Annotated in this window: 17 protein-coding genes; 13 read left to right on the plus strand and 4 right to left on the minus strand. The window is 66.3% G+C overall.

The annotated features are described in order from the left end of the window. The first annotated feature begins 154 nt into the window (after positions 1-154). Both M3C25_RS11190 and M3C25_RS11195 read left to right on the plus strand, forming a co-directional pair. A complete protein-coding gene (locus M3C25_RS11190) occupies positions 155-1,042 on the plus strand; it encodes a universal stress protein (RefSeq protein ID WP_259856719.1) in 888 nt (295 codons plus the stop codon). Between the two features lie 71 nt (positions 1,043-1,113). Beyond that, on the plus strand, positions 1,114-2,634 hold the full coding sequence (locus M3C25_RS11195) for an RNB domain-containing ribonuclease (protein ID WP_259856721.1): 1,521 nt from the start codon (positions 1,114-1,116) through the stop codon (positions 2,632-2,634). A 41-nt stretch (positions 2,635-2,675) separates the two neighbouring features. Here the strand turns inward: M3C25_RS11195 and M3C25_RS11200 are convergent, their stop codons facing one another. Further along, a complete protein-coding gene (locus M3C25_RS11200) occupies positions 2,676-3,311 on the minus strand; it encodes a TetR/AcrR family transcriptional regulator (RefSeq protein ID WP_259856727.1) in 636 nt (211 codons plus the stop codon). Positions 3,312-3,349: 38 nt separating this feature from the next. Next, on the minus strand, positions 3,350-4,159 hold the full coding sequence (locus M3C25_RS11205) for a hypothetical protein (RefSeq protein ID WP_259856729.1): 810 nt from the start codon (positions 4,157-4,159) through the stop codon (positions 3,350-3,352). Positions 4,160-4,370: 211 nt separating this feature from the next. Here M3C25_RS11205 and M3C25_RS11210 point away from each other — a divergent pair, with 211 nt between their 5' ends. From M3C25_RS11210 to M3C25_RS11220, 3 genes are read left to right on the plus strand one after another with little or no spacing between them, the layout of a single operon-like run. Continuing rightward, the gene (locus M3C25_RS11210; protein WP_259856730.1) at positions 4,371-5,984 is read left to right on the plus strand and encodes a carboxyl transferase domain-containing protein; all 1,614 of its coding nucleotides are present in this window, start codon (positions 4,371-4,373) and stop codon (positions 5,982-5,984) included. Next, a complete protein-coding gene (locus tag M3C25_RS11215; protein WP_259856731.1) occupies positions 5,984-7,984 on the plus strand; it encodes an acetyl/propionyl/methylcrotonyl-CoA carboxylase subunit alpha in 2,001 nt (666 codons plus the stop codon). Before M3C25_RS11210 ends, M3C25_RS11215 begins: the two co-directional genes overlap by 1 nt. Positions 7,985-8,017: 33 nt before the next feature. Beyond that, positions 8,018-9,169: an acyl-CoA dehydrogenase family protein gene (locus M3C25_RS11220; protein WP_375545126.1), complete on the plus strand. Its 1,152-nt coding sequence runs from the start codon at positions 8,018-8,020 to the stop codon at positions 9,167-9,169. Positions 9,170-9,783: 614 nt separating this feature from the next. On the opposite strand, the gene M3C25_RS11225 is transcribed toward M3C25_RS11220, so the two are convergent. Continuing rightward, the gene (locus M3C25_RS11225; protein ID WP_259856735.1) at positions 9,784-10,125 is read right to left on the minus strand and encodes a DUF3024 domain-containing protein; all 342 of its coding nucleotides are present in this window, start codon (positions 10,123-10,125) and stop codon (positions 9,784-9,786) included. 48 nt (positions 10,126-10,173) lie between these two features. Further along, positions 10,174-10,866: a FadR/GntR family transcriptional regulator gene (locus tag M3C25_RS11230; RefSeq protein ID WP_259856746.1), complete on the minus strand. Its 693-nt coding sequence runs from the start codon at positions 10,864-10,866 to the stop codon at positions 10,174-10,176. 144 nt (positions 10,867-11,010) lie between these two features. Between M3C25_RS11230 and eat the strand changes: the two genes are divergently transcribed. The 8 genes from eat (at position 11,011) to M3C25_RS11270 (ending at position 19,670) form a co-directional block, all read left to right on the plus strand. Beyond that, entirely contained in the window at positions 11,011-12,447 is a 1,437-nt protein-coding gene (eat, locus tag M3C25_RS11235) for an ethanolamine permease (RefSeq protein ID WP_259856748.1), read from the plus strand. 47 nt (positions 12,448-12,494) lie between these two features. Further along, entirely contained in the window at positions 12,495-13,904 is a 1,410-nt protein-coding gene (locus M3C25_RS11240) for a glutamine synthetase family protein (RefSeq protein ID WP_259856750.1), read from the plus strand. Further along, a complete protein-coding gene (locus M3C25_RS11245) occupies positions 13,885-14,688 on the plus strand; it encodes a gamma-glutamyl-gamma-aminobutyrate hydrolase family protein (RefSeq protein WP_259856751.1) in 804 nt (267 codons plus the stop codon). The genes M3C25_RS11240 and M3C25_RS11245 overlap by 20 nt, the downstream gene beginning before the upstream one ends. Beyond that, the gene (locus tag M3C25_RS11250) at positions 14,685-16,055 is read left to right on the plus strand and encodes an aldehyde dehydrogenase family protein (protein WP_259856752.1); all 1,371 of its coding nucleotides are present in this window, start codon (positions 14,685-14,687) and stop codon (positions 16,053-16,055) included. Before M3C25_RS11245 ends, M3C25_RS11250 begins: the two co-directional genes overlap by 4 nt. A gap of 75 nt (positions 16,056-16,130) precedes the next feature. After that, a complete protein-coding gene (locus M3C25_RS11255; RefSeq protein WP_165884954.1) occupies positions 16,131-16,886 on the plus strand; it encodes a 3-oxoacyl-ACP reductase in 756 nt (251 codons plus the stop codon). 131 nt (positions 16,887-17,017) lie between these two features. Then, positions 17,018-17,689 (plus strand): GAP family protein, encoded by a 672-nt coding sequence (locus M3C25_RS11260; RefSeq protein WP_259856754.1) that lies wholly within the window; start codon positions 17,018-17,020, stop codon positions 17,687-17,689. Between the two features lie 60 nt (positions 17,690-17,749). Beyond that, entirely contained in the window at positions 17,750-18,997 is a 1,248-nt protein-coding gene (locus tag M3C25_RS11265; RefSeq protein ID WP_375545125.1) for an amidohydrolase, read from the plus strand. Positions 18,998-19,352: 355 nt separating this feature from the next. After that, positions 19,353-19,670 (plus strand): putative quinol monooxygenase, encoded by a 318-nt coding sequence (locus tag M3C25_RS11270; protein ID WP_259856756.1) that lies wholly within the window; start codon positions 19,353-19,355, stop codon positions 19,668-19,670. Positions 19,671-20,439 lie beyond the last annotated feature (769 nt).

Here is a 20,439-nt window from a genome sequence, read left to right on the forward strand (position 1 = left end):
GCACGAGCACGTGTGAGATGGGCGTATGCGCACCCCGGCCGCCGCCCCCCCCCCCCCCCCCCCCCCCCCCCCCCCCCCCCCCCGGTTCCGTCTGTCGGACACGCAGCGAGACCCGGTAGGGTACGCAGTGAGGGTTTGAACCGAGGCAGGTGCGATGCAGATCAACGGCGACATCATTGTCGGAATCGACGGCTCCGAGGCGTCATGCGAAGCCGCAGCCTGGGCGCTGAAGGAATCCCGGCGCTCCGGCCAGCCGCTCAGGCTCGTCTCCGTCGCGGCCGCCGCCCACCCCAAGTTCGCTGACCTCACCGAAGCCCGGCAGGCCGCCGAGACCGCACTCGCCGAGGTGGGCCGCAGGCTCACCGAGCTGATGGAAGGCCAGGAGACCCCGGCGGTATTCACCACCGAAGTCCACGACGGCGACCCTGCTGAGGTGATGGCCGAACTGAGCGAGGACGCCGGTCTGCTCGTCATCGGCCACCACGGCTCCGACCAGCCGCCGACCGGCCGGATCGGCACCGTCAGCTCCGGACTGCCCGGCCACGCGCTCAGCCCCGTGCTCATCCACCGGGCCACCCGCGGCAGCGAATTCGACTCCGTCGATGTGCACCCGCGCGGTGAGGCCGGCGTCGTCATCGGCCTCGACACCTCCGACTACTCCGGAGTCGCCGCCCTCAACGCCGCCGGCTACGCGGCTGCGACGAACGCGACCCTGCACATCGTCGTCGGCACCGCCCCGCTTGATGGCGACGAGAAGGCCCGCGCCCAGACCGAACTCGACATGACCTGGCTGCGCTCACACTTCCCGGGCCTGCGCGTCGATGCCGCCTACCACGACGCCGACCCCGTCGACCTGCTCATCGACCAGTCCCGCGAGGCTGACATGCTCGTCATGGGCAAGCGCGGCATGGGCCGGTTCGCCAGTATGCTCGCCCAGCTCGGCCGCACCACCTCGCAGGTCATGTCGGGTGCCGAATGTTCCCTGCTCGTCGTGCCCTTCCGCGACGACCCGAAGCTCGGCGACCGCCGCCTGGCCGACTGAACGGGCTGGCCGACTGAACGGGCTGGCCGCGATTGCGCGGTTCCACGGGCGGTTCCCGGTAACCTGATCCCATGCTCACCCGCCTGCGTCTGCCCAGCTCACTGACACCTCGGCGCCGGGAACCCGCCCCCGGCCCGCTCGCCGCGCGCCTGCACGAGGCCTACGCGAAACTCGCCGCCGACCTGCCCGACGAGTACCCGGCAGCCGCGCTGGCCGACGCCGAGGCGGCTGTCGCCGATCTCGGAAGCGATCCCTTCGCTGTCGGCCGGGACGGTATCGAGACCGAGCGGGTCGATCTGCGCGAGATCCCGTTCGTCACCATCGACCCCGAGGGTGCGACGGACCTCGATCAGGCGATGCACCTCGAAACCCTCAACGCGGCTGAAGGCCAGGCCGCGTTCCGGGTCCGCTATGCGATCGCCGATGTCGGCCGATTCATCACCCCAGGTGGGCCGCTCGATGCCGAGACCCACGCCCGCGGGCAGACGATCTACCTGCCCGATCGGCGCATCCCGCTGCACCCGGAGGTCATCTCCGAAGGCGCGGCCTCCCTGCTGCCCGGCGAGGACCGCGCCGCCTACGTCTTCACCATTGAACTCGCCGCCGACGGCACGATCATCAGCCAGGACCTCGTGCGCGCGGTCGTGCGCTCCCGCGCTCAGCTCGACTACGACACCATTCAAGCCGACGCCGATGCCGGCCGGCCGCTGCCCGAGGCGATCGCCGCGCTGCCGCAGATCGGCGCGGCACTGCAGGCCGATGAGGCCGCTCGCGGCGGCATCGACTTAGCGATCCCGGACCAGGAGGTCACCGAGACCAACGGCGACTACACGCTGGCCTACCGGCCCAGGCAGGGCATCGAGGACGACAACGCGCAGATCAGCCTGCTCGCCGGCCGAGTCGCAGCCGATTTCATGCTGCGCGCCGGCCACGGGGTGCTGCGCACGATGCCGCGCCCGGATGAGGAGACGATTGCCGAATTCCTCGCCATCGTCGCAGGTCTTGGCTTCGATGCCGCGGCGCCGTACCAGGATGTCATCCGCAGCATCGGCCACCAGGAGCGCAACCCGCGTGCGCTCGCCGTCCACTACGCCTCACCCTCGCTGTTCCGGGGTGCCGGCTACACCCTCATCGGCGAGGAGGAAAGCGATGACGAGCTGCTGCAGGCCGCGGTTGGCGCACCTTATGCGCACACGACTGCACCGCTGCGCCGGCTCGTCGACCGCTATGTGCTGCTAATTGCTGAAGCCGCCTGCCGGGATGCCGACGCTCCGGCATGGGCGCTCGACGGGCTGGCCGAGCTGCCCGAGGTGATGAAGGAGACCGGCCGGCTGGCCAGCCAGATCGACAAACAGGTCATCGAATACACCGAGGCGATCCTGCTCGCCGAGCGGACCGGCGAGGTATTCGACGGGGTGGTCGTCGGCTCGCGGACCACGAAGGACGGCACCCAACTCGTCGAGGTGCATGTGCCCGAACCTGCTCTTGTTGTGTGGGCTGCTGGCAGGGCGCCGGTCGGTGAGCCGGTGCAGATCCGGCTGCGCTCAGCTGAACCAGAGACAGGCACGCTGCTCTTCGACGTCGTCGCCTGAGCCGCAGCTCCAACCCGGGCTCAACAGGGTCGGTCGCCGCTTCAGCCTCGGGTCGGCAGGCCGACTGAAGCGCGCGCCCCGGTGAGCAGCTGGACGCGCACGATGTCGCGGTCGATGCGCCGGGCGACATAGGGCGTCGAGTTGATCATGCCGAACACGGCATGAACCCGCACTGTCGCCTCATCGAGGCTGAGTGCCGGGTCGAGGTCGGTGAGCTGCTCGGCCCACAGGGTCACGTACTGCCGCTGCAGCTGCCGCACCCGGCGGCGGGCCTCATCGGGCAGCGCGGTGAAGTCACGGTCCTGAATCCGGATGAGCTCCGGTTCGCGGAGGGCGAAGTCGACATGGAAGTCGATGAGCCGGCCGATGAGCGCGGCCGCGCCCGAGGCACCGGTCGCCTGGGCCAGCAGCTCGCGGCCGCCGGTGTGCAGGTATTCGGAGATCCCGACGAGCAGCTCGATGAGGATCGCTTCCTTCGACGCGAAGTGCCGGTAGACCGCTGGCCCGGAGATCCCGGCCCCGGTCCCGATGTCCTCGATGCCGACAGCGTGGAAGCCGCGCCGGGCGAACAGCCCTTTGGCCGCCTGCAGGATCGCCTCGCGGCGCTGCGCCTTCGCAGCAGCGCGCACACCACCGCTGGGGGAGTGGGCGGCAGCCGGGAGGGCAGAGGCGTTCATGGCCGACAGCCTAACTCAGTGAGTCACCGCTAACCGAATCATCTCAGCCCCGCCGGAGCCGATGCCCTCAGCGGCATGCGCGCCTCGGGGTTCGGATGGGACAGCGCGGCGATCATCTCGCAGGCGCGGTCGTGTCTGCGCATCATGCGTGTGAAGCTCAGAATGACGCCCGCTCCGCAGGCGATGAGCGGAATGGTGACGACGGCGATGCTGATGATGCCCGCGACGATCTGCCCGTTGCCGAAGAAGAACAGGGGCGCGGCGACAGCTGGGACGATGCACAGGGTACTGGTGGCGGCGCAGATCTTCCAGTCATCGGGTTGGTATCCGCCGTGGAAGTTCGGCAGGCCGTCAACGCCGCGGGCCAACCGTCCAGGCTGGCTGCTGGCCCATTCGAGCACTGTCTCGATGACCCTCGCCTGGTAGCGGTCAACTGCCCGCATTTCGGCGCTGCGACTGACGGTTGCCGCGATGAGGATGATTAAGCTGGCGAGCACCGTCGCCCCGCCGATGGTGCTGCCGGAGCCGGGGGAGCGGTGATCGAGCCAGAACGCGAGCGCGATCACCGCCCAGGAGGCGACCCACAGCCAGATCAGCGTCATCCTCACGTGCCTGAGGAGTCGGCTGCGCCGCCAGGCGCGTCCGCAGGCGGCAGCGAGGACGGCTTGCAGCTGGCGGGCCCCCGCCTCGCGCACGGCGCCCGGGCTGGGTGCGGCAGCTTCGGCGCGACGCGCCTGCGCCAGCTCGGCGACAGCCCGGCCGCGGTCGGTGATTCCGAGGGCGCGGGACAGCTGGGCGTCGCTGAGCGCGGCGACCATCAGCTGTGCATCGGCGTGGGAGGTGTCCATGACTCCACACTAATGTCCTGCCGCCGTGCCGATCGGTGCACGCATGTGGCAGTACTGCCACTGCCGGGGAGCCGGGCAGCCGCGGGTGTCAGCCGGCAGCCGCGCGCGCCGTCAGAAGTGCCGGCAGGCAGCTGTGTTGTCCCTCACGTGAATCGTTCGCTACCATAAGACTCGGTTAACGATCATTAACTGAACTGTCGGGAGATCACATATGCCAGTCATCGGCTCACCGGTCAATCCCGCCACCGCAGAGGCCAACGCATCCGCCCACGCCGAGCTCATCGCCGAGCTGCGCCAGCGGATTGAAGCCACTGCCCGCGGCGGCTCTGAGAAGTCACGCGAGAAGCACCTCGCGCGCGGCAAGCTGCTGCCGCGTGACCGCGTCGAGAACCTCGTTGACCCCGGCTCACCGTTCCTGGAGCTCTCCCCACTGGCCGCCGGCGGCATGTACGACGACGCCAGCCCGGGGGCGGGCATCATCACCGGCATCGGCCGGGTCGCCGGACGCGAATGCGTCATCGTTGCCAACGACGCCACCGTCAAGGGCGGCACCTACTACCCGATGACGGTCAAGAAGCACCTGCGCGCCCAGGAAGTCGCCCGCGAGAACCGCCTGCCCTGCATCTATCTCGTCGACTCCGGCGGGGCGAACCTGCCCAACCAGGACGACGTGTTCCCCGACCGCGAGCACTTCGGCCGGATCTTCTACAACCAGGCGACCCTCTCGGCTGCCGGCATCCCGCAGCTGGCCGCCGTCATGGGCTCCTGCACCGCTGGTGGGGCCTATGTCCCGGCGATGGCTGATGAGTCGATCATCGTCCACGAGCAGGGCACGATCTTCCTCGGCGGCCCGCCCCTGGTCAAGGCCGCCACCGGCGAGGTCGTCACCGCCGAAGAGCTCGGCGGCGGGGCCCTGCACTCGCGCACCTCCGGTGTCACCGACCACCTGGCCGCCAACGACTCCCACGCCCTGGAGATCATGCGCGACATCGTCGCCACCCTCGGGCCCAAGGACGCCCCGGCCTGGCAGCGCACCGAACCCGAGGCGCCGGCCCACGACCCGGCCGAACTCACCTCCATCGTCCCGACCGACTCGAAGGTCCCCTACGACGTCCACGAGGTCATCGCCCGGATCGTCGACGGCTCGAAGTTCCACGAGTTCAAAGCCGAATACGGCACCACGCTCATCACCGGCTTCGCCCGCATCGACGGCCACCCCGTGGGCATCATCGCCAACAACGGCGTGCTGTTCGGCGAATCGGCGATGAAGGGTGCCCACTTCATCGAACTGTGCGATCAGCGCGACACCCCGCTGCTGTTCCTGCAGAACATCTCCGGCTTCATGGTCGGCCGCGACTACGAAGCCACCGGCATCGCCAAGCACGGTGCGAAGATGGTCAACGCTGTGGCCACCGCCCGGGTGCCGAAGTTCACCGTCGTCATCGGCGGCTCCTATGGTGCTGGCAACTATTCGATGTGCGGGCGCGCCTACAGCCCGCGCTTCCTGTGGATGTGGCCCAACGCCCGCATCTCCGTCATGGGCGGTGAGCAGGCCGCCAGCGTGCTGGCCACCGTGCGCCGCGATGCCATCGAGGCCCGCGGCGAGGACTGGCCGGCTGAGGCGGAAGCCGAGTTCAAGGCCCCGATCCTCGATCAGTACGAAGCCCAGGGCAACCCGTACTACTCGACTGCCCGCCTGTGGGACGACGGCATCATCGAACCCGCCGACACCCGCCAGGTGCTCGCACTGGCCCTCGAGGCCTGCCGGTATGCGCCCCTTGCCCGCCCGCTCGACGCGCCAGGCTATGGCGTCTTCAGGATGTGATGACCGTGAAGCTCTTCGACACAATCCTCATCGCCAACCGCGGCGAGATCGCCCTGCGCGTCATCCGCACGTGCCGGCGCCTGGGCATCCGCACCGTCGCCGTGTACTCCGATGCCGACGCCGAGGCCGCCCACACCCTGGCAGCCGATGTCGCCGTGCACCTCGGCCCGGCTGCCGCGTCCGAGTCCTACCTCGCCATCAACAAGGTCATCGCTGCAGCCCAGGCTACCGGCGCGCAGGCGATCCATCCCGGTTACGGCTTCCTGTCTGAGAATCCCACGTTCGCCCGCGCATGCGAAGAGGCCGGCATCGTGTTCCTCGGCCCGACGGCCGATGCGATCGAGACGATGGGGGACAAGATCACCGCCAAGCAGGCGGTCGCCAGCCACAACGTGCCGCTCGTGCCCGGCGTGTCCGAAGGCGGGCTGAGCAATGAGCAGCTGGCCGCCGAGGCGGTGAAGATCGGCTTCCCGGTCCTCATCAAGCCCTCGGCAGGAGGCGGCGGCAAGGGCATGCACGCCGTGTTCGAGGAATCCGAGCTCGCAGACAGGCTCGCAGCTGCCCGCCGTGAGGCGGCCAGCTCGTTCGGCGATGACACCTTGTTCCTCGAGCGCCTCGTCGCCACCCCGCGCCACATCGAGGTGCAGGTGCTCGCCGATGAGCACGGCAACGTCATCCACTTAGGCGAACGCGAATGCTCTCTGCAGCGCCGCCACCAGAAGGTCATCGAAGAGGCCCCGTCGGCGCTGCTCGATGAGGAGACCCGCGCCCGCATCGGCGAGGCCGCCTGCAGCACCGCCCGCTCGGTCGGCTACCGCGGCGCCGGCACAGTCGAGTTCATCGTCGCCGCCGATCAGCCCGATGAGTTCTTCTTCATGGAGATGAACACCCGCCTGCAGGTCGAGCACCCGGTGACCGAAGAGGTCACCGGCATCGACCTCGTCGAATGGCAGATCCGGATCGGCGCCGGTGAGGAGCTCAGTCTCACCCAGGACGACATCACTCTGGACGGCCACTCGATCGAGGCCCGCATCTACGCTGAGGATCCCTCCCGCGGCTTCCTGCCCACCGGCGGGCAGGCCATCGACGTCATCACCCCGGCAGGGGAGGGCATCCGCGTCGATGCCGGATTGGCCGCCGGTCAGTTCATCGCCTCGGACTACGACCCGATGATCGCCAAGCTCATCGTCCACGCCCCTAACCGGGCCAGTGCGGTGCAGAAGCTCTACGACGCGCTCGGCCGCACTGCAGTGCCCGGCATCGTGACGAACATCGACTTCCTGCGCAGCCTTATGAGCCGCGAGGACGTCAAGGCTGGCGAGCTCGACACCGGGCTCATCGACCGGATGAGCGAGGACGAACTCGCCCACACCCCCGCAGAGCTCGACCTGCTCTTCGCGGTTGTGGCGATCATCGACCGGCAGCAGCGGGCGGCGACTGCCGCCGGTGCGGTGACCGTCGACGGGGCCGATCCAGCCGGCGCCTCGGCGTGGGACCGGCCGACCGGCTGGCGCACCTCACGCCCGGTCGAGGTCACGGTGCCGCTCGTGCACGCCGGAACCGACTACGAGGCGATCTGGCGCGGCGAGCAGGTGCGCTGGAGCGCCGACGGCGAGTGCCGCCTCGTCAGCGGCGGGCGCACCTACCGTGCGCGAGTCGCCACCGCCGGGGACACCGTATGGGTGATGAGCGAACGCGGCATCTTCGCCTTCACCCGCCCGCAGGCCGACACCGCCCTTGACCCCGGTGCCGCCGGGGCCGACATCACCGCCCCGATGCCCGGCGCGGTCATCGACGTGCGGGTCGACGACGGCGCCGAGGTGACTGCCGGCACGCCGGTCGTCGTCGTCGAGGCGATGAAGATGGAGCACGTGCTCACCGCCCCCGCCGACGGGATCGTGCACCTGAAGACCCAGGTCGGCACCCAGGTCGCACTCGACGAGGTGCTCGCCACCATCGTCGACGCTGATGCAGAAGAAGACAGCCAAGCAGAGAAGTGAGGATTCACCATGACGCAGACATTCACCCCGGGAATGCTGCCCGACGAGTACGAGGACCTGCGCCAGCAGGTCGCCAAATTCACCGACACTGAGGTCGCGCCCGTCAGCCCCGAACTCGATGAGAAGCGCGAGTTCCCGTACGCGCTGGTGAAGAAGATGGGCCAGATGGGCCTGTTCGGTCTGCCGTTCGACGAGGAGTACGGCGGCATGGGCGGCGACTACTTCGCCCTGTGCCTGGCGATCGAGGAGCTCGCCCGGGAGAACCAGTCGCTGGCCATCACGCTGGAAGCGGCCGTGTCGCTCGGTGCGATGCCGATCTACCGCTTCGGCACCGAGGAGCAGAAGCGCGAATGGCTCCCGCAGCTCACCGACGGATCCGGCCTGGCCGCCTTCGGCCTGACCGAGCCGGAGGCCGGCTCCGATGCCGGTGGGACGAAGACGAAGGCGACGCTGGCTGACGGTGAGTGGACGATCAACGGCGGCAAGTGCTTCATCACCAACTCCGGCACCGACATCACCCGGCTCGTCACCGCCACCGCGGTCACCGGCACCCGCACCGGCCGCGACGGGAAGGAGAAGCCGGAGATCTCGACGATCATGATCCCGGCAGGCACCCCGGGCTTCACCGTCGAACCGAAGTACGACAAGGTCGGCTGGAACTCCTCGGACACCCACCCGCTGACCTTCGAAGACGTCAAGGTGCCGGAGGAGAACCTGCTCGGTGAGCGCGGCCGCGGCTACGCGAACTTCCTGCGCATCCTCGATGAGGGCCGCATCGCTGTCGCTGCACTCTCGACCGGTGCCGCACAGGGATGTGTCGACGAGTCGGTCAAGTACGCCAAGGAGCGCACCTCCTTCGGCAAGCCGATCTCGGAATACCAGGGGATCTCGTTCAAGATCGCCCGCATGGAGGCCCGCGTCGTCGCTGCCCGTGCCGCCTACTACCTGGCGGCCTCGCGGATGATCGCAGGGCTGCCGTTCAAGAAGGAGGCCGCGATCGCGAAGATGATCGCCGGCGACGCCGCGATGGACAACGCCCGCGACGCCACCCAGATCCACGGCGGCTACGGCTTCATGAACGAATACCTCGTCGCCCGCCACTACCGCGACTCGAAGATCCTCGAGATCGGTGAGGGCACCACCGAGGTGCAGCTCATGCTCATCGCCCGCGACCTCGGGCTGTGAGGCCGAAGGGTCAGTGATGCAGGCCGGCTGCGGCTGAAGCCCAGCAGACAAGCGGGGTCGTGACGAATCGTCGCGGCCCCGCTTCGTCGCGTCAGCACCACGCAGCGCGGGCGGAGTCCGCACCGGCGTCGGTGGGGTTGTCCGTGCATGGTGCGACTCTTGAGGAAAGAGGCTTCATGTAGAAGACCCGGACACAGAAGGAGAAAGCCATGTCTGCCCAGATCACTGCGATCACCGTCGGTTTGGTTGCAACCGTTGCGCTTCTGGTAACTCTCTACGCTGCCTGAGCGCCGATGTGGGGGCAGGTCGTGCTCCTGGTGTTTGCGGCAGTGCAAGCCCTCGCACTGTTGCTGTGGATGAATGATCAGCGACGCAAGCGCAAACAATGACCGAGCGTAATCTAGCTGCCGGCGAAGCGGCGGAGTTGAGATATGTGCCGCCCACGACTCTTTCGCGGTGCACACGGCCAGCGCGCGACGCGCGGACCGGCCGCGCGCTCGGCTGGCGATGAGAGGCGACCGACGAATGCCGCAGGTGTTCGCAGTCTGGACGCTGTCTTCCTGCGGTGGCCGCGGCTCAGAGTCTCGCGTCTGACCAGCTGTTAGTCAGCGTGGTCAACCCCAGAACACACAGACCTCATCACGGTCGATGCAGTGCAGTGCTGAGTTGATGTCCGGGCCGGGCGTGAAGAGGTCGTAATATCTCCAGCGCTGGTTCCCGTCCATCCAGTAGATCGACCATTCGCCACGGCTGGCGGTGTACCGCAGGCGCGCAAAGGTCTGTTCTATCCAGCCGGGCTGCGAGCTTGATCCACCGGGCCACAGATCCCACAGGCTGATGGTGACGTGGAGACGTGACGGTGTGCAGGTCACACGCATCGCGTCTCTTGACTCCTCAGGAGACTGGTTGAGGCACCATTCTTCGATGCGTCGGAGATCCTGTTCCGGTATCACCATGTCGCAACGGTAGCAGGGCAGTGGAAACGCGCGGTGGCGTCACGGAGCTCAGGAACCCTTGAGGTACCCGACGAGAAGCGCGGCGGTCCCGCGCGCGTGCTCGAGTGCCGCATGCTCAGCTTCCAACGGATTCCCGTTCAGCACCGCTTCCAGAATCGCGCGGTGCTGTTCATTGGAGTGCGCGAGGTTCGTCGTGATCATCGGGATGCGATCGAGCATCGCGTTGACCCGGTCGCGCACCTCGGCGGCCGCCTTGTGCAATGAGGGGATGCCGGTCAGCTCAGCGATTGCGAGGTGGAATCGAGAATCGAGCTGACGATACTGGCCCGGCTCGGCGGTGTCACAGGCATCGCAAGCTTCGCGCAGGTGCCGGCGCTGCTCGCCGGTCAGTGGCGCTTCTGCAGCGAGTCGAGCGGCTGCGGCATCCAGCACTGCTCGGAACTGCAGTGCATCGTTGAGTTCGGATTCGTCGATCGGTCGATGCAGTTCATGGTCTGCTGGCAGTCCAATAATGAATGCTCCACCGTAGCGTCCGCGCTTGATGTCAAGGACACCTGTCTCCTGCAGCTCGTGGAGGACGTCGCGCAGCGTAGCTCGTGAGACTCCAAGGCTTTCAGCGAGCTCCCGTTCGGCTGGGAGCTTTTCACCCACCATGTACTGGCCAAGGCTGATGGCGCGCAGCAAGCGAGACAGGGTCTCTTCAAAGACATTGCCGGTGCGTACCGTGCGGATGCTGCTCACCTGTGTCTGCCCCTCTTCCGAAGTGTCTGCCTCTCAATGAAAGTATACGGAACCCTTGACACCGGCGTGTGATCGGGATTACATTCTCATCAGTTCAATGGTTTGTAAACAGACCAATTAAATAGTTTTTGGGCAGGGGTCCTGATGAAGCAAAGAGTTGAGTACGGCAGCGTTGCCGACAACTACATGGAGAAGCGCCAGCTGCGCAGTGGAGCAGCCGGATGGATCCTGCTGGCAGGTCTTGGCGTCGCATATGTGATCTCCGGGGACTTCTCCGGATGGAACCTGGGCCTGGCCGAAGGTGGCTGGGGCGGACTTGCCATCGCGTTCTGCCTGATGGGCATCATGTATGTGTGCATGACCCTTGGGCTGGCGGAATTGTCTTCGACACTGCCGACCGCTGGAGCAGGCTACGGCTTCGCTCGGAGGGCCCTTGGTCCGCTCGGAGGTTTCGCCACCGGAACCGCGATCATCATCGAATACACGATGGCGCCAGCAGCGATCTCCACGTTCATCGCAGGTTATGTACAAGCCCTCGGTATCCTCCCGGAAAGCGTCCCCAACTGGGTCATCTACCTCGCCGCCTATCTCATCTTCGTCGGCATCCACCTCTGGGGAGTCGGCGAAGCGCTGCGCTTGATGTTCCTCATCACCGCCATTGCAGTCATTGCCCTCCTCGCCTTCGTCTTCGGCATGATCTGGCACGTGGAACCGGCCAACATGTTCAACATCGCGCCTGATGGATCACTCGGATCCAGCGAGTTCCTTCCCTTCGGGGTCTCCGGGGTGCTGGCATCGCTCGTCTTCGGCATCTGGTTCTTCCTTGCCGTTGAAGGCGTGCCGCTCGCCGCCGAAGAATCCGCTAACCCCAAGCGCGACATGCCGCGGGGAATCCTCACCGCGATGGGGCTGCTGGTTGTATTCGGTGCGCTCATGCTCATCATCGTCCCCGGCACGGCTGGCGCAGATGCCATGGGCGTGTCCGATAACCCGCTGCCGGAAGCAGTGCGGACCGTGTATGGAGAGAACTCGGCGCTGGCAACGTTCGTCAACTGGGCCGGTCTCGCAGGCCTCATCGCCAGCTTCTTCTCGATCATCTTCGCCTATTCGCGTCAGCTCTTCGCTCTTTCGCGCGCTGGCTATCTGCCGAAGTTCTTGTCGCTGACTGGTAAGCGCAAGACGCCCTACATGGCGCTCATCATCCCGGGCACCATTGGCTTCGCTCTCGCTGTCGCAACCGGTGGAGACGGTGGAATCCTGCTGAATGTAGCCGTGTTCGGCGCAACGGTCTCCTACGTCCTGCTCAACCTCTCCCACGTTGTCCTGCGGTTCAAGGAACCGCACCTTGAGCGGGGATACCGCACACCCGGTGGAGCAGTCACCACGACCATCGCACTGGTTCTGGCTTCCGTCGCCGTCGTCGCAACCTTCTTCGTCGACATCGTCGCTGCAGGGATCGCTGCCGCCGTATTCCTCGTATTCCTCGCATACTTCTGGTTCTACTCGCGCCACCACCTTGTTGCGAAAGCTCCGGAAGAGGAATTCGCCCAGATCGCCGAAGCCGAATCGGGTCTGCACTGACGATCGGCACACCTCGACACACTGACCAACCCCACGGAAGGATCTCAATGACCGCGCCCACAGGATTCGGGGACCCGCAGCGGGTCACCACCGGTTCGAACCCAGCACCAGCCCTCACGCGCGAGGACCTCATCGGCCTCGTCGACGAAGGAACGATCGACACCGTCGTCGTCGCGTTCACCGACGTGCAAGGGCGGCTGCAGGGGAAGCGGCTCGGAGCGCGCTTCTTCGTCGACGACGCCATTGACCACGGTTCGGAAGGATGCAATTACCTCCTCGCCGTCGATGTCGACATGAACACCGTCGATGGTTACGAAATGTCGTCGTGGAGCACCGGTTACGGTGACCTCGTCATGAAACCGGATCTCTCGACACTGCGGCTCATCCCTTGGCAGCCGGGAACTGCGCTCGTCACCTGCGACATCGAATGGACCAACGGTGAGCCCGTCGTCGCCAGCCCGCGGCAGATCCTCGCGGCCCAGGTGAAGCGACTCGAAGAGCGCGGTCTCAAGGCTTTTGCCGGCACTGAGCTGGAGTTCGTCACCTTCGACACCAGCTATGAGGAGTCCTTCAACCGCGGCTATCGCGACCTCACTCCGTCGAACCAGTACAACGTCGACTACTCGCTGTTGGGTACCGCCCGCATCGAGCCGTTGCTGCGCGACATCCGCAACTCGATGGCCGGGGCAGGCATGTACGTCGAAAGCGCCAAGGGCGAATGCAACCTCGGCCAGCACGAGATCACCTTTAAGTACGACGAGGCGATCCGCTCCTGCGACAACCATGCCGTGTACAAGAACGGGGCGAAGGAGATCGCCTCCCAGCACGGCAAGGCGATCACGTTCATGGCGAAGTTCAACGAACTCGAAGGCTCGTCCTGCCACGTGCACCTGTCCTTCCGCGGACTCGACGGCGAACTCGCCATGGCCGGTGACGACGAGCACGGATTCACCCCGCTCATGGGCCAGTTCATCGCCGGCCAGCTCGCCTGCATCGAAGACTTCACCTACTTCCACGCCCCGAACATCAACTCCTACAAACGCTTCGTCGAAGGCTCATTCGCCCCGACAGCCGTCGCGTGGGGCTTCGACAACCGCTCGTGCGCCTTCCGCGTCGTCGGCTCCGGCCCGTCGCTGCGCGTCGAGTGCCGCGTCGGAGGCGCCGACCTCAACCCGTACCTCGCCGTCGCCTCGCTCATCGCCGCTGGCATCCACGGCATCGACAACGAGCTCGAACTCCCGCCGGTGACCGACGGCAACGCCTACGCCTCCGACGCCCGCCGCCTGCCGACGAATCTGCGCGACGCCCGCGACCGCCTGGCGAATTCCGAGATCGCCCGCGAGGCATTCGGCGAGGACGTCATCAAGCACTATGTCAACGCCGCGAACGTCGAGATCTCGCAGTTCGAGGCCGCCGTGACCGATTGGGAGCGCTTCCGTGGCTTCGAACGGCTCTGACGCGCCCGAGGCGGCGGTCCCGCCGCGGATCGGGATCACGACGTACATGCAGCCGGCTGACTGGAGTCACTGGCGCGGAGTCGAGGCGGCCCTCATCCCGGCCGAATACGTCCGCATGGTCACCGCGGCCGGCGGCGTGCCGATCCTGCTGCCGCCGCACGGCACCCACCCGTCGATGCTCGACGCGGTCGACGGGCTGCTCATCTCCGGAGGAGCAGACGTCGGCCCGGAGACCTACGGCGCTCAGGCCCACCCGACGACCGCCGCACAGTCATGGCGGGACGAACATGAGTTCGCTCTGCTGGCCGAAGCCCGCGACCGAGGCATGCCGGTGCTCGGCATCTGCCGCGGGATGCAGGTCATCAACGCGGCATTCGGCGGCACGCTGCACCAGCACCTGCCCGAGATTCTCGGCCACTCCGACTATCAGCCTGCCCCGGGCGTCTACGGCGAGGTGACCGTTCAGATCGAACCGGGCTCCACTGCTGCCGCGCTGCTCGGGGCTGAGACGACGGCACCATGCTTCCACCACCAAGCCGTCGACCGCCTCGCCCCCGGACTGCACGTCACCGGGCGGGCCGCCGACGGGACGATCGAGATCCTCGAGCCGGCCGCCGCCTCGGGAACGGAAGCGCAGAGCGGTGAAATCGCGCTGCCCGGCAGCGGCTGGCTGCTCGCCGTGCAATGGCATCCCGAACACAACAGCGCTGATGCGCGCGTCGTCACAGGACTCGTCGCCGCAGCCCGCAGCTACCGCACCGATATGTCCGGAGGAGGACAATGAGCACCTACGAGGTCATCAACCCCGCCACAGCCGAAGCGATCCGCACCGTCGAGCTGGCCGATGTCGCAGCCGTCGATGATGCGATCGAACGCGCCCAGCGGGCGTTTGAGCAGTGGCGGGCCGTCGCGCCGAGCGACCGCGCCCGCCTGCTGCGCCGCTTCGCCGCCGTGGTCGACGAGCACATCGACGAGCTCGCCGAGCTCGAAGTGGCGAACTCGGGGCACACGATCTCCAACGCCACCTGGGAAGCCGGCAACGTCCGTGACGTGCTGGAATACTCCGCCGCCGCTCCCGAACGTCTCTTCGGCCGGCAGATCCCGGTCGACGGAGGCATCAACATCACCTTCGCCGAGCCTCTCGGCGTCGTCGGCGTCATCGTGCCGTGGAACTTCCCGATGCCGATCGCCGCATGGGGATTCGGCCCAGCGCTGGCCGCCGGCAACACCGTCGTGCTCAAGCCTGCCGAGGTGACCCCGCTGACGGCTATGCGGATCGGTGAGCTCGCACGCGAAGCCGGCATCCCCGAGGGCGTGCTCACGATCCTGCCGGGCAAGGGCTCGGTCGTCGGCGAGCGGTTCGTCACCCACCCCGGCGTGCGCAAGGTCGTCTTCACCGGGTCGACCGAAGTCGGCAAGCGGATCATGGCCGGCTGCGCCGACCAGGTGAAGAACCTCACCCTGGAACTCGGCGGCAAGAACGCCAATATCGTCTTCCCCGACGCCGACCTCTCAGCCGCAGCCGCCGCAGCACCCGGCGGTGTGTTCGACAACGCCGGCCAGGACTGCTGCTCCCGCTCCCGGCTGCTTGTCCACGCGGACGTGTTCGACGACTTCCTCAGCGAGCTCAAAGACGCCGTCAGCGGGTTCCGGTGCACTGACCCGACGGACCCGGACGCGGACATGGGGCCGCTTGTCACCGCCGCCCACCGCGATTCCGTCGCAGCCTATGTCGACGGTGCCGAGGTGGCGTTCCAGGGTGAGTGCCCGACCGGCCCGGGATTCTGGTTCCCGCCGACGGTCATCACCCCCAATGACATCACCGCCCGTGACTTCAACGAGGAGATCTTCGGCCCCGTGCTGTCCGTGGTGCCGTTCCGCTCAGAGTCCGAGGCAGTCTCGATCGCGAACAACACCGAGTACGGACTCTCCGGTTCGATCTGGACCCGTGATCTCGACCGGGCGATCCGCGTCTCCCGGTCCGTCGAAGCCGGCAACCTGTCGGTCAACTCCCACTCATCGGTGCGGTACTGGACGCCGTTCGGCGGCTACAAGCAGTCCGGCCTCGGCCGGGAGCTCGGCCCCGATGCGGTCGCCGCCTTCACCGAGACGAAGAACGTCTTCATCGCAGTCGGCCCAGCCTCGGACTGACCGCGCTGACCTGATCCCAACAGCATTCCCTGACAGAAGGAGAACTCCGTGAACACACCAGTCGTCGCCGGCCGGATGGACGGCAAAGTCTGCGTCATCACCGGTGGGGCCTCGGGCATCGGCCTGGCGAGTGCCCGCCGCTTGGCATCCGAAGGCGCCACCGTCGTCATCGCCGACCTTGACGAAACCCGCGGCCCGGAGGTCGCCGAGGAGCTCGGCGGACTCTTCGTCCGCACGAATGTCGCCGACGAAGACAGCGTCAAGGCACTGTTCGAGCAGACAGTCGCCGCGTATGGACGCGTCGATGTGGCCTTCAACAACGCAGGCATCAACCCGACTGAGGACAACTCGATCCTCACCACCGGGATCGAGGCGTGGGCGAAGGTGCAGACCGTCAACCTCACATCGGTCTACCTGTGCTGCAAGTACGCCCTTGAGCACATGGTCAAGCAGAAGTCCGGCTCGATCATCAACACTGCCTCCTTCGTCGCCCTGCTCGGCGCGGCAACCTCGCAGATCTCATACTCCGCATCGAAGGGCGGAGTGCTGTCGATGAGCCGCGAACTCGGCGTGCAATTCGCCAAGGAGGGCATCCGCGTCAACGCGCTCTGCCCCGGACCGGTCAACACGCCGCTGCTCGAAGAGCTCTTCGCCAAGGACCCGGAGCAGGCGCAGCGCCGCCTCGTCCACGTCCCGCGCGGACGCTTCGGCGAGCCCGAGGAGATCGCCGCCGCCGTGGCCTTCCTCGCCAGCGACGACGCCTCCTTCGTCAATGCCGCGACGTTCACGGTCGACGGCGGGATCTCAGCGGCATACGTCACCGCTGAGTGACACTCCCGCACACGCCCGCCGCCTGAGAGCACACCGCTCCCGAGGCGGCGGGCGCGTCTGCGTCTCGGGCCGCCACTCGGCGGGCGGCCGGCGCCTCGGGCCCGGTGGCCGGTCGTGCTTGAATGGTGACGATGACTGCCACGTTGCTCCTCCTCGCCGGGCTCGCGCTGCTCGATGCCACGAGCATCGGCACACTCGGCATTCCGCTGTGGATGCTGCTGGCCCAAAGGGTGCGCATCAGTCTCGTCTTCGTCTACCTCTTCGTACTCGCCGGGTTCTACTGGCTGGTCGGCATCGCGCTGTACTACGGCGGGCTGGCGGCCTTCAGCTGGATCGGCGAATGGTCAGCCATCCCGTGGATCGAGCTCATCCTCGGCGTCATCTGCCTCGCCTCGGCATTCCTGCCCCGCAGGCTGTGGGAGGGCCAGGTGGGCTTCGCGAACCGATTCCAGGACAAGGTGGCCGTCACCGGCACCTTCGCCACCGCCTCGGGCCTGGCGCTCATCGCCGGTCTCATCGAGATCACCGGCATGTACCCCTACCTGGCCGGCATCGGCGTCGTCATCAACAAGGGCCTGCCCGGCGTCCTGACGCTGGCAGCCTACGCGGTGGTCATGGTGCTGCCGGCGCTCATCCTCACGCTCATGCGGTTGCTGGTCCACGAGCGGATCGAGCCTGCGCTCGCCGGTTTCCGCGCCTGGGTTGAGCGCAACACCGGAACTGTCACCGCGGTGACCTTCTTTGTCATCGGCGTGCTGCTCATCTTCGACGCGGTGGTCAATCGGTTCGGGTGGATCGGGTAGCGCGGCAGATAGGCTGAAGGGACGCGCATGAACAGCGCTGACCACGGAAACGGAGGACCTATGCCCATCGACGCGCCGCTCACCTCAGCCGAGATCGACCGCCAGCTCAGCACCTTGCTGCCGCAGCTCGAAGAAGAGTACCGGGAGTTCCACGCGCATCCAGAACTGTCGATGCAGGAGGAATGGACCGCCGCCCGCATCGAGGAGCACCTGCGCGCCCTCGACCTGACACCGCAGCGCTTCGGCGGCACCGGCGTCGTCGCCGTCATCGACAACGGCACCGGACCGGTGGTCGCCTACCGGGCGGACACCGACGGTCTGCCGATCGCCGAGGACACCGGCCTCGATTACGCCTCGACTGCGCGGGGCACCCTGCCCGACGGTACCGAATCACCGGTCATGCACGGCTGCGGGCACGACACCCACATCACCGTGGCGCTCGGCATCGCCCGGCTTTTGACCGCAAACCGCGGGGCCTGGTCCGGCACCGTCGTGATGATCTTCCAGCCCGGAGAGGAGACCGCCCAGGGCGCACTCGCGATGCTCAACGACGGGCTGTGGGATCAGGTGCCCAAGCCGCAGGCCGTCTACGGCCAGCATGTGTGGCCCGGCCGGGCCGGCCACGTCAGCCTGTCGGTCGGCACTGCGATGGCGATGTCGGACTGCCTGCGCGTGACAGTGCACGGCAAGCAGGCGCACGGCTCCCAGCCCGAGGCGGCGATCGACCCGATCGTGTTGGCGGCGTTCATGATCACGCGTCTGCAGACGGTCGTGTCCCGCGAGATCTCCGCACGCGAAGCGGTGGTGGTGACGATCGCGACGGTCAAGGGCGGGCTGAAGGAGAACATCATCCCGGACTCCGCGGAGTTCACGATGAACATCCGCACCTTCAGCGAAGGGATCCGCGAAGAGGTCCTCGCCGCGATCGAACGGATCATCAAGGCCGAAGCGCAGGCCTCGGGGGCGCCGGAGCCGACGATCGAGGAGATGTACCGCTTCCCGCGCTGCTACAACAGCCCCAGCCATGCCGAGGAGCTGTTGGAGGTGTTCGCTGAGACGATCGGTGAAGAGAAGGTCGAGCAGACCGAGCCGGCTACCGGGTCCGAGGACGTCGGCTTGTTCGGCGACACCATCGACGTGCCCTACGTCTACTGGTTCTTTGGTGCCTTCTCGGAGGAGAAGATGGCCACCGAAGGCGGCCCGGCCGGCAATCACTCGCCGTTCTTCGCCCCGGATGAGCTTGGTACGACGCTGGGGACCGGTGTGCGGACCGGGATCGCTGCGATCCTGCACGAACTGCGGCGCTAGAGCGAAAGGCCTGGGCGTCTGGGCGCAGCGCCGAGCGCAGCGCGGCTGCCAGGTGCCTCATGTCAGCGTCCGGACCCGACCGGCTCTTCCTCAATCCGTGGAGCCATCCGGCAGGTGCTGATGCCCGGTGGCGATGGTCATCGGTGCGGGCACTTATGGTGGCCAATGTGGCACAGCTGTCTTGAGGCATCGAGTGTGCCATCGCATCTGGTGATACCCGGCTGGTGACAGAGATGACTGCGGCCGACTGGTGACAGGGATGACAGCGGTGTGGAATCGTGGTGGTTGCAGACATCTGCCGCGACTGCCGCGTCTGTGCGGTGTTGCGCGTGATCACTGAGCCTAGGAGGGCACCATGTACTTCATCGTCGTCAAGTTCCCCGTCAAGGATGAGAGCGTCGAACAGTGGCCGGAGATCGTCCGCGAATTCACCGAGGCGACGCGCGCAGAACCGGGCAACCTGTGGTTCGAATGGTCACGCAGCCTGGAGAACCCGAACGAGTACGTTCTCTGCGAGGCATTCACCGACGACGGCACGGAACCGCACGTCACGAGCGACCACTTCGCCAAGGGCCTCGAAGCGATGAAGCCGCACCTCACCGCGACCCCGAAGATCCTGTCGCGCCAGGTCGACGGCGACGGCTGGGACGAGATGGGCGAGCTGAAGGTGTGAGCTGACCCCGTTTGAGTAGTCCGTTCAGCAGAGGTGCTTGTTGACATACCACTGGGCTCAGGTGGGCGGACCGGGACACTGCTTTCAGGCCGATGTCGGACGATGAGGATTCAGCAGTCCCAATCGTCCGGCAGCGACTTTTGATTGCTGGAGCCGCGCTTGCAGTTGGCCGTGGAGTAGATGATCGATAACTTCGCGCGGTTAGATTATTGTGAGCTGAAGATACTATTGCAGCGGCGAATCGATTGCCTCCGAGTGCATTTCCATCTAACGCTCCGCTCATTCAGTCGCGAAGTATCATTTATCTCATTCTGGGTAAAGTCGATTTTTCGACTTATTGAAAGGGTGGGTGTAAGCGACCTCCTGGAATAGACCATTCCTTTTTCAATTCTTTTAGAAGGGCGCCGCGGAGGGTGCGCACAGGCTCACCCGAGCGCCTCACCCACCAGCGTCCCGAGGAGTCCCGGAAGTAGATTTCAGTTGCTGCGGTGGTTTTTGGGTAGGAGCTGGGGAAGTATGAATAGTGAGTGAAGCTACCGCCGGGCTTCAGATCGAGTGGCGAGATGAGAAGTTTGAAGTGTGTCCCGTCCTCGCGGATGATGCGCGCACCGCAAATGTGGAAAGTTTCATCACTTGTTGATACCAGTTGGATGCCAATCTGAGTTGCTTCGTGTGCTAGCTGAAACGAAACGTTTCCAGTTTGACGATTTCTGGCTCATCGTAATTGAGAGTGTAGAACCGGTCTGAAGCCGCCGGACTCGAGCAGACA

It is taken from the genome of Brevibacterium luteolum (genome assembly GCF_025147615.1).
Classification (GTDB): domain Bacteria; phylum Actinomycetota; class Actinomycetes; order Actinomycetales; family Brevibacteriaceae; genus Brevibacterium; species Brevibacterium luteolum.

Coding starts and splice junctions, on each gene's coding strand:
- M3C25_RS11215 (WP_259856731.1), top strand. CDS start 5,984: ATGACCGTGAAGCTCTTCGACACAATCCTCATCGCCAACCGCGGCGAG.
- M3C25_RS11260 (WP_259856754.1), top strand. CDS start 17,018: ATGACTGCCACGTTGCTCCTCCTCGCCGGGCTCGCGCTGCTCGATGCC.
- M3C25_RS11195 (WP_259856721.1), top strand. CDS start 1,114: ATGCTCACCCGCCTGCGTCTGCCCAGCTCACTGACACCTCGGCGCCGG.
- M3C25_RS11205 (WP_259856729.1), bottom strand. CDS start 4,159: ATGGACACCTCCCACGCCGATGCACAGCTGATGGTCGCCGCGCTCAGC.
- M3C25_RS11250 (WP_259856752.1), top strand. CDS start 14,685: ATGAGCACCTACGAGGTCATCAACCCCGCCACAGCCGAAGCGATCCGC.
- eat (WP_259856748.1), top strand. CDS start 11,011: ATGAAGCAAAGAGTTGAGTACGGCAGCGTTGCCGACAACTACATGGAG.
- M3C25_RS11190 (WP_259856719.1), top strand. CDS start 155: ATGCAGATCAACGGCGACATCATTGTCGGAATCGACGGCTCCGAGGCG.
- M3C25_RS11220 (WP_375545126.1), top strand. CDS start 8,018: ATGCTGCCCGACGAGTACGAGGACCTGCGCCAGCAGGTCGCCAAATTC.
- M3C25_RS11210 (WP_259856730.1), top strand. CDS start 4,371: ATGCCAGTCATCGGCTCACCGGTCAATCCCGCCACCGCAGAGGCCAAC.
- M3C25_RS11225 (WP_259856735.1), bottom strand. CDS start 10,125: ATGGTGATACCGGAACAGGATCTCCGACGCATCGAAGAATGGTGCCTC.
- M3C25_RS11270 (WP_259856756.1), top strand. CDS start 19,353: ATGTACTTCATCGTCGTCAAGTTCCCCGTCAAGGATGAGAGCGTCGAA.
- M3C25_RS11240 (WP_259856750.1), top strand. CDS start 12,495: ATGACCGCGCCCACAGGATTCGGGGACCCGCAGCGGGTCACCACCGGT.
- M3C25_RS11265 (WP_375545125.1), top strand. CDS start 17,750: ATGCCCATCGACGCGCCGCTCACCTCAGCCGAGATCGACCGCCAGCTC.
- M3C25_RS11255 (WP_165884954.1), top strand. CDS start 16,131: ATGGACGGCAAAGTCTGCGTCATCACCGGTGGGGCCTCGGGCATCGGC.
- M3C25_RS11200 (WP_259856727.1), bottom strand. CDS start 3,311: ATGAACGCCTCTGCCCTCCCGGCTGCCGCCCACTCCCCCAGCGGTGGT.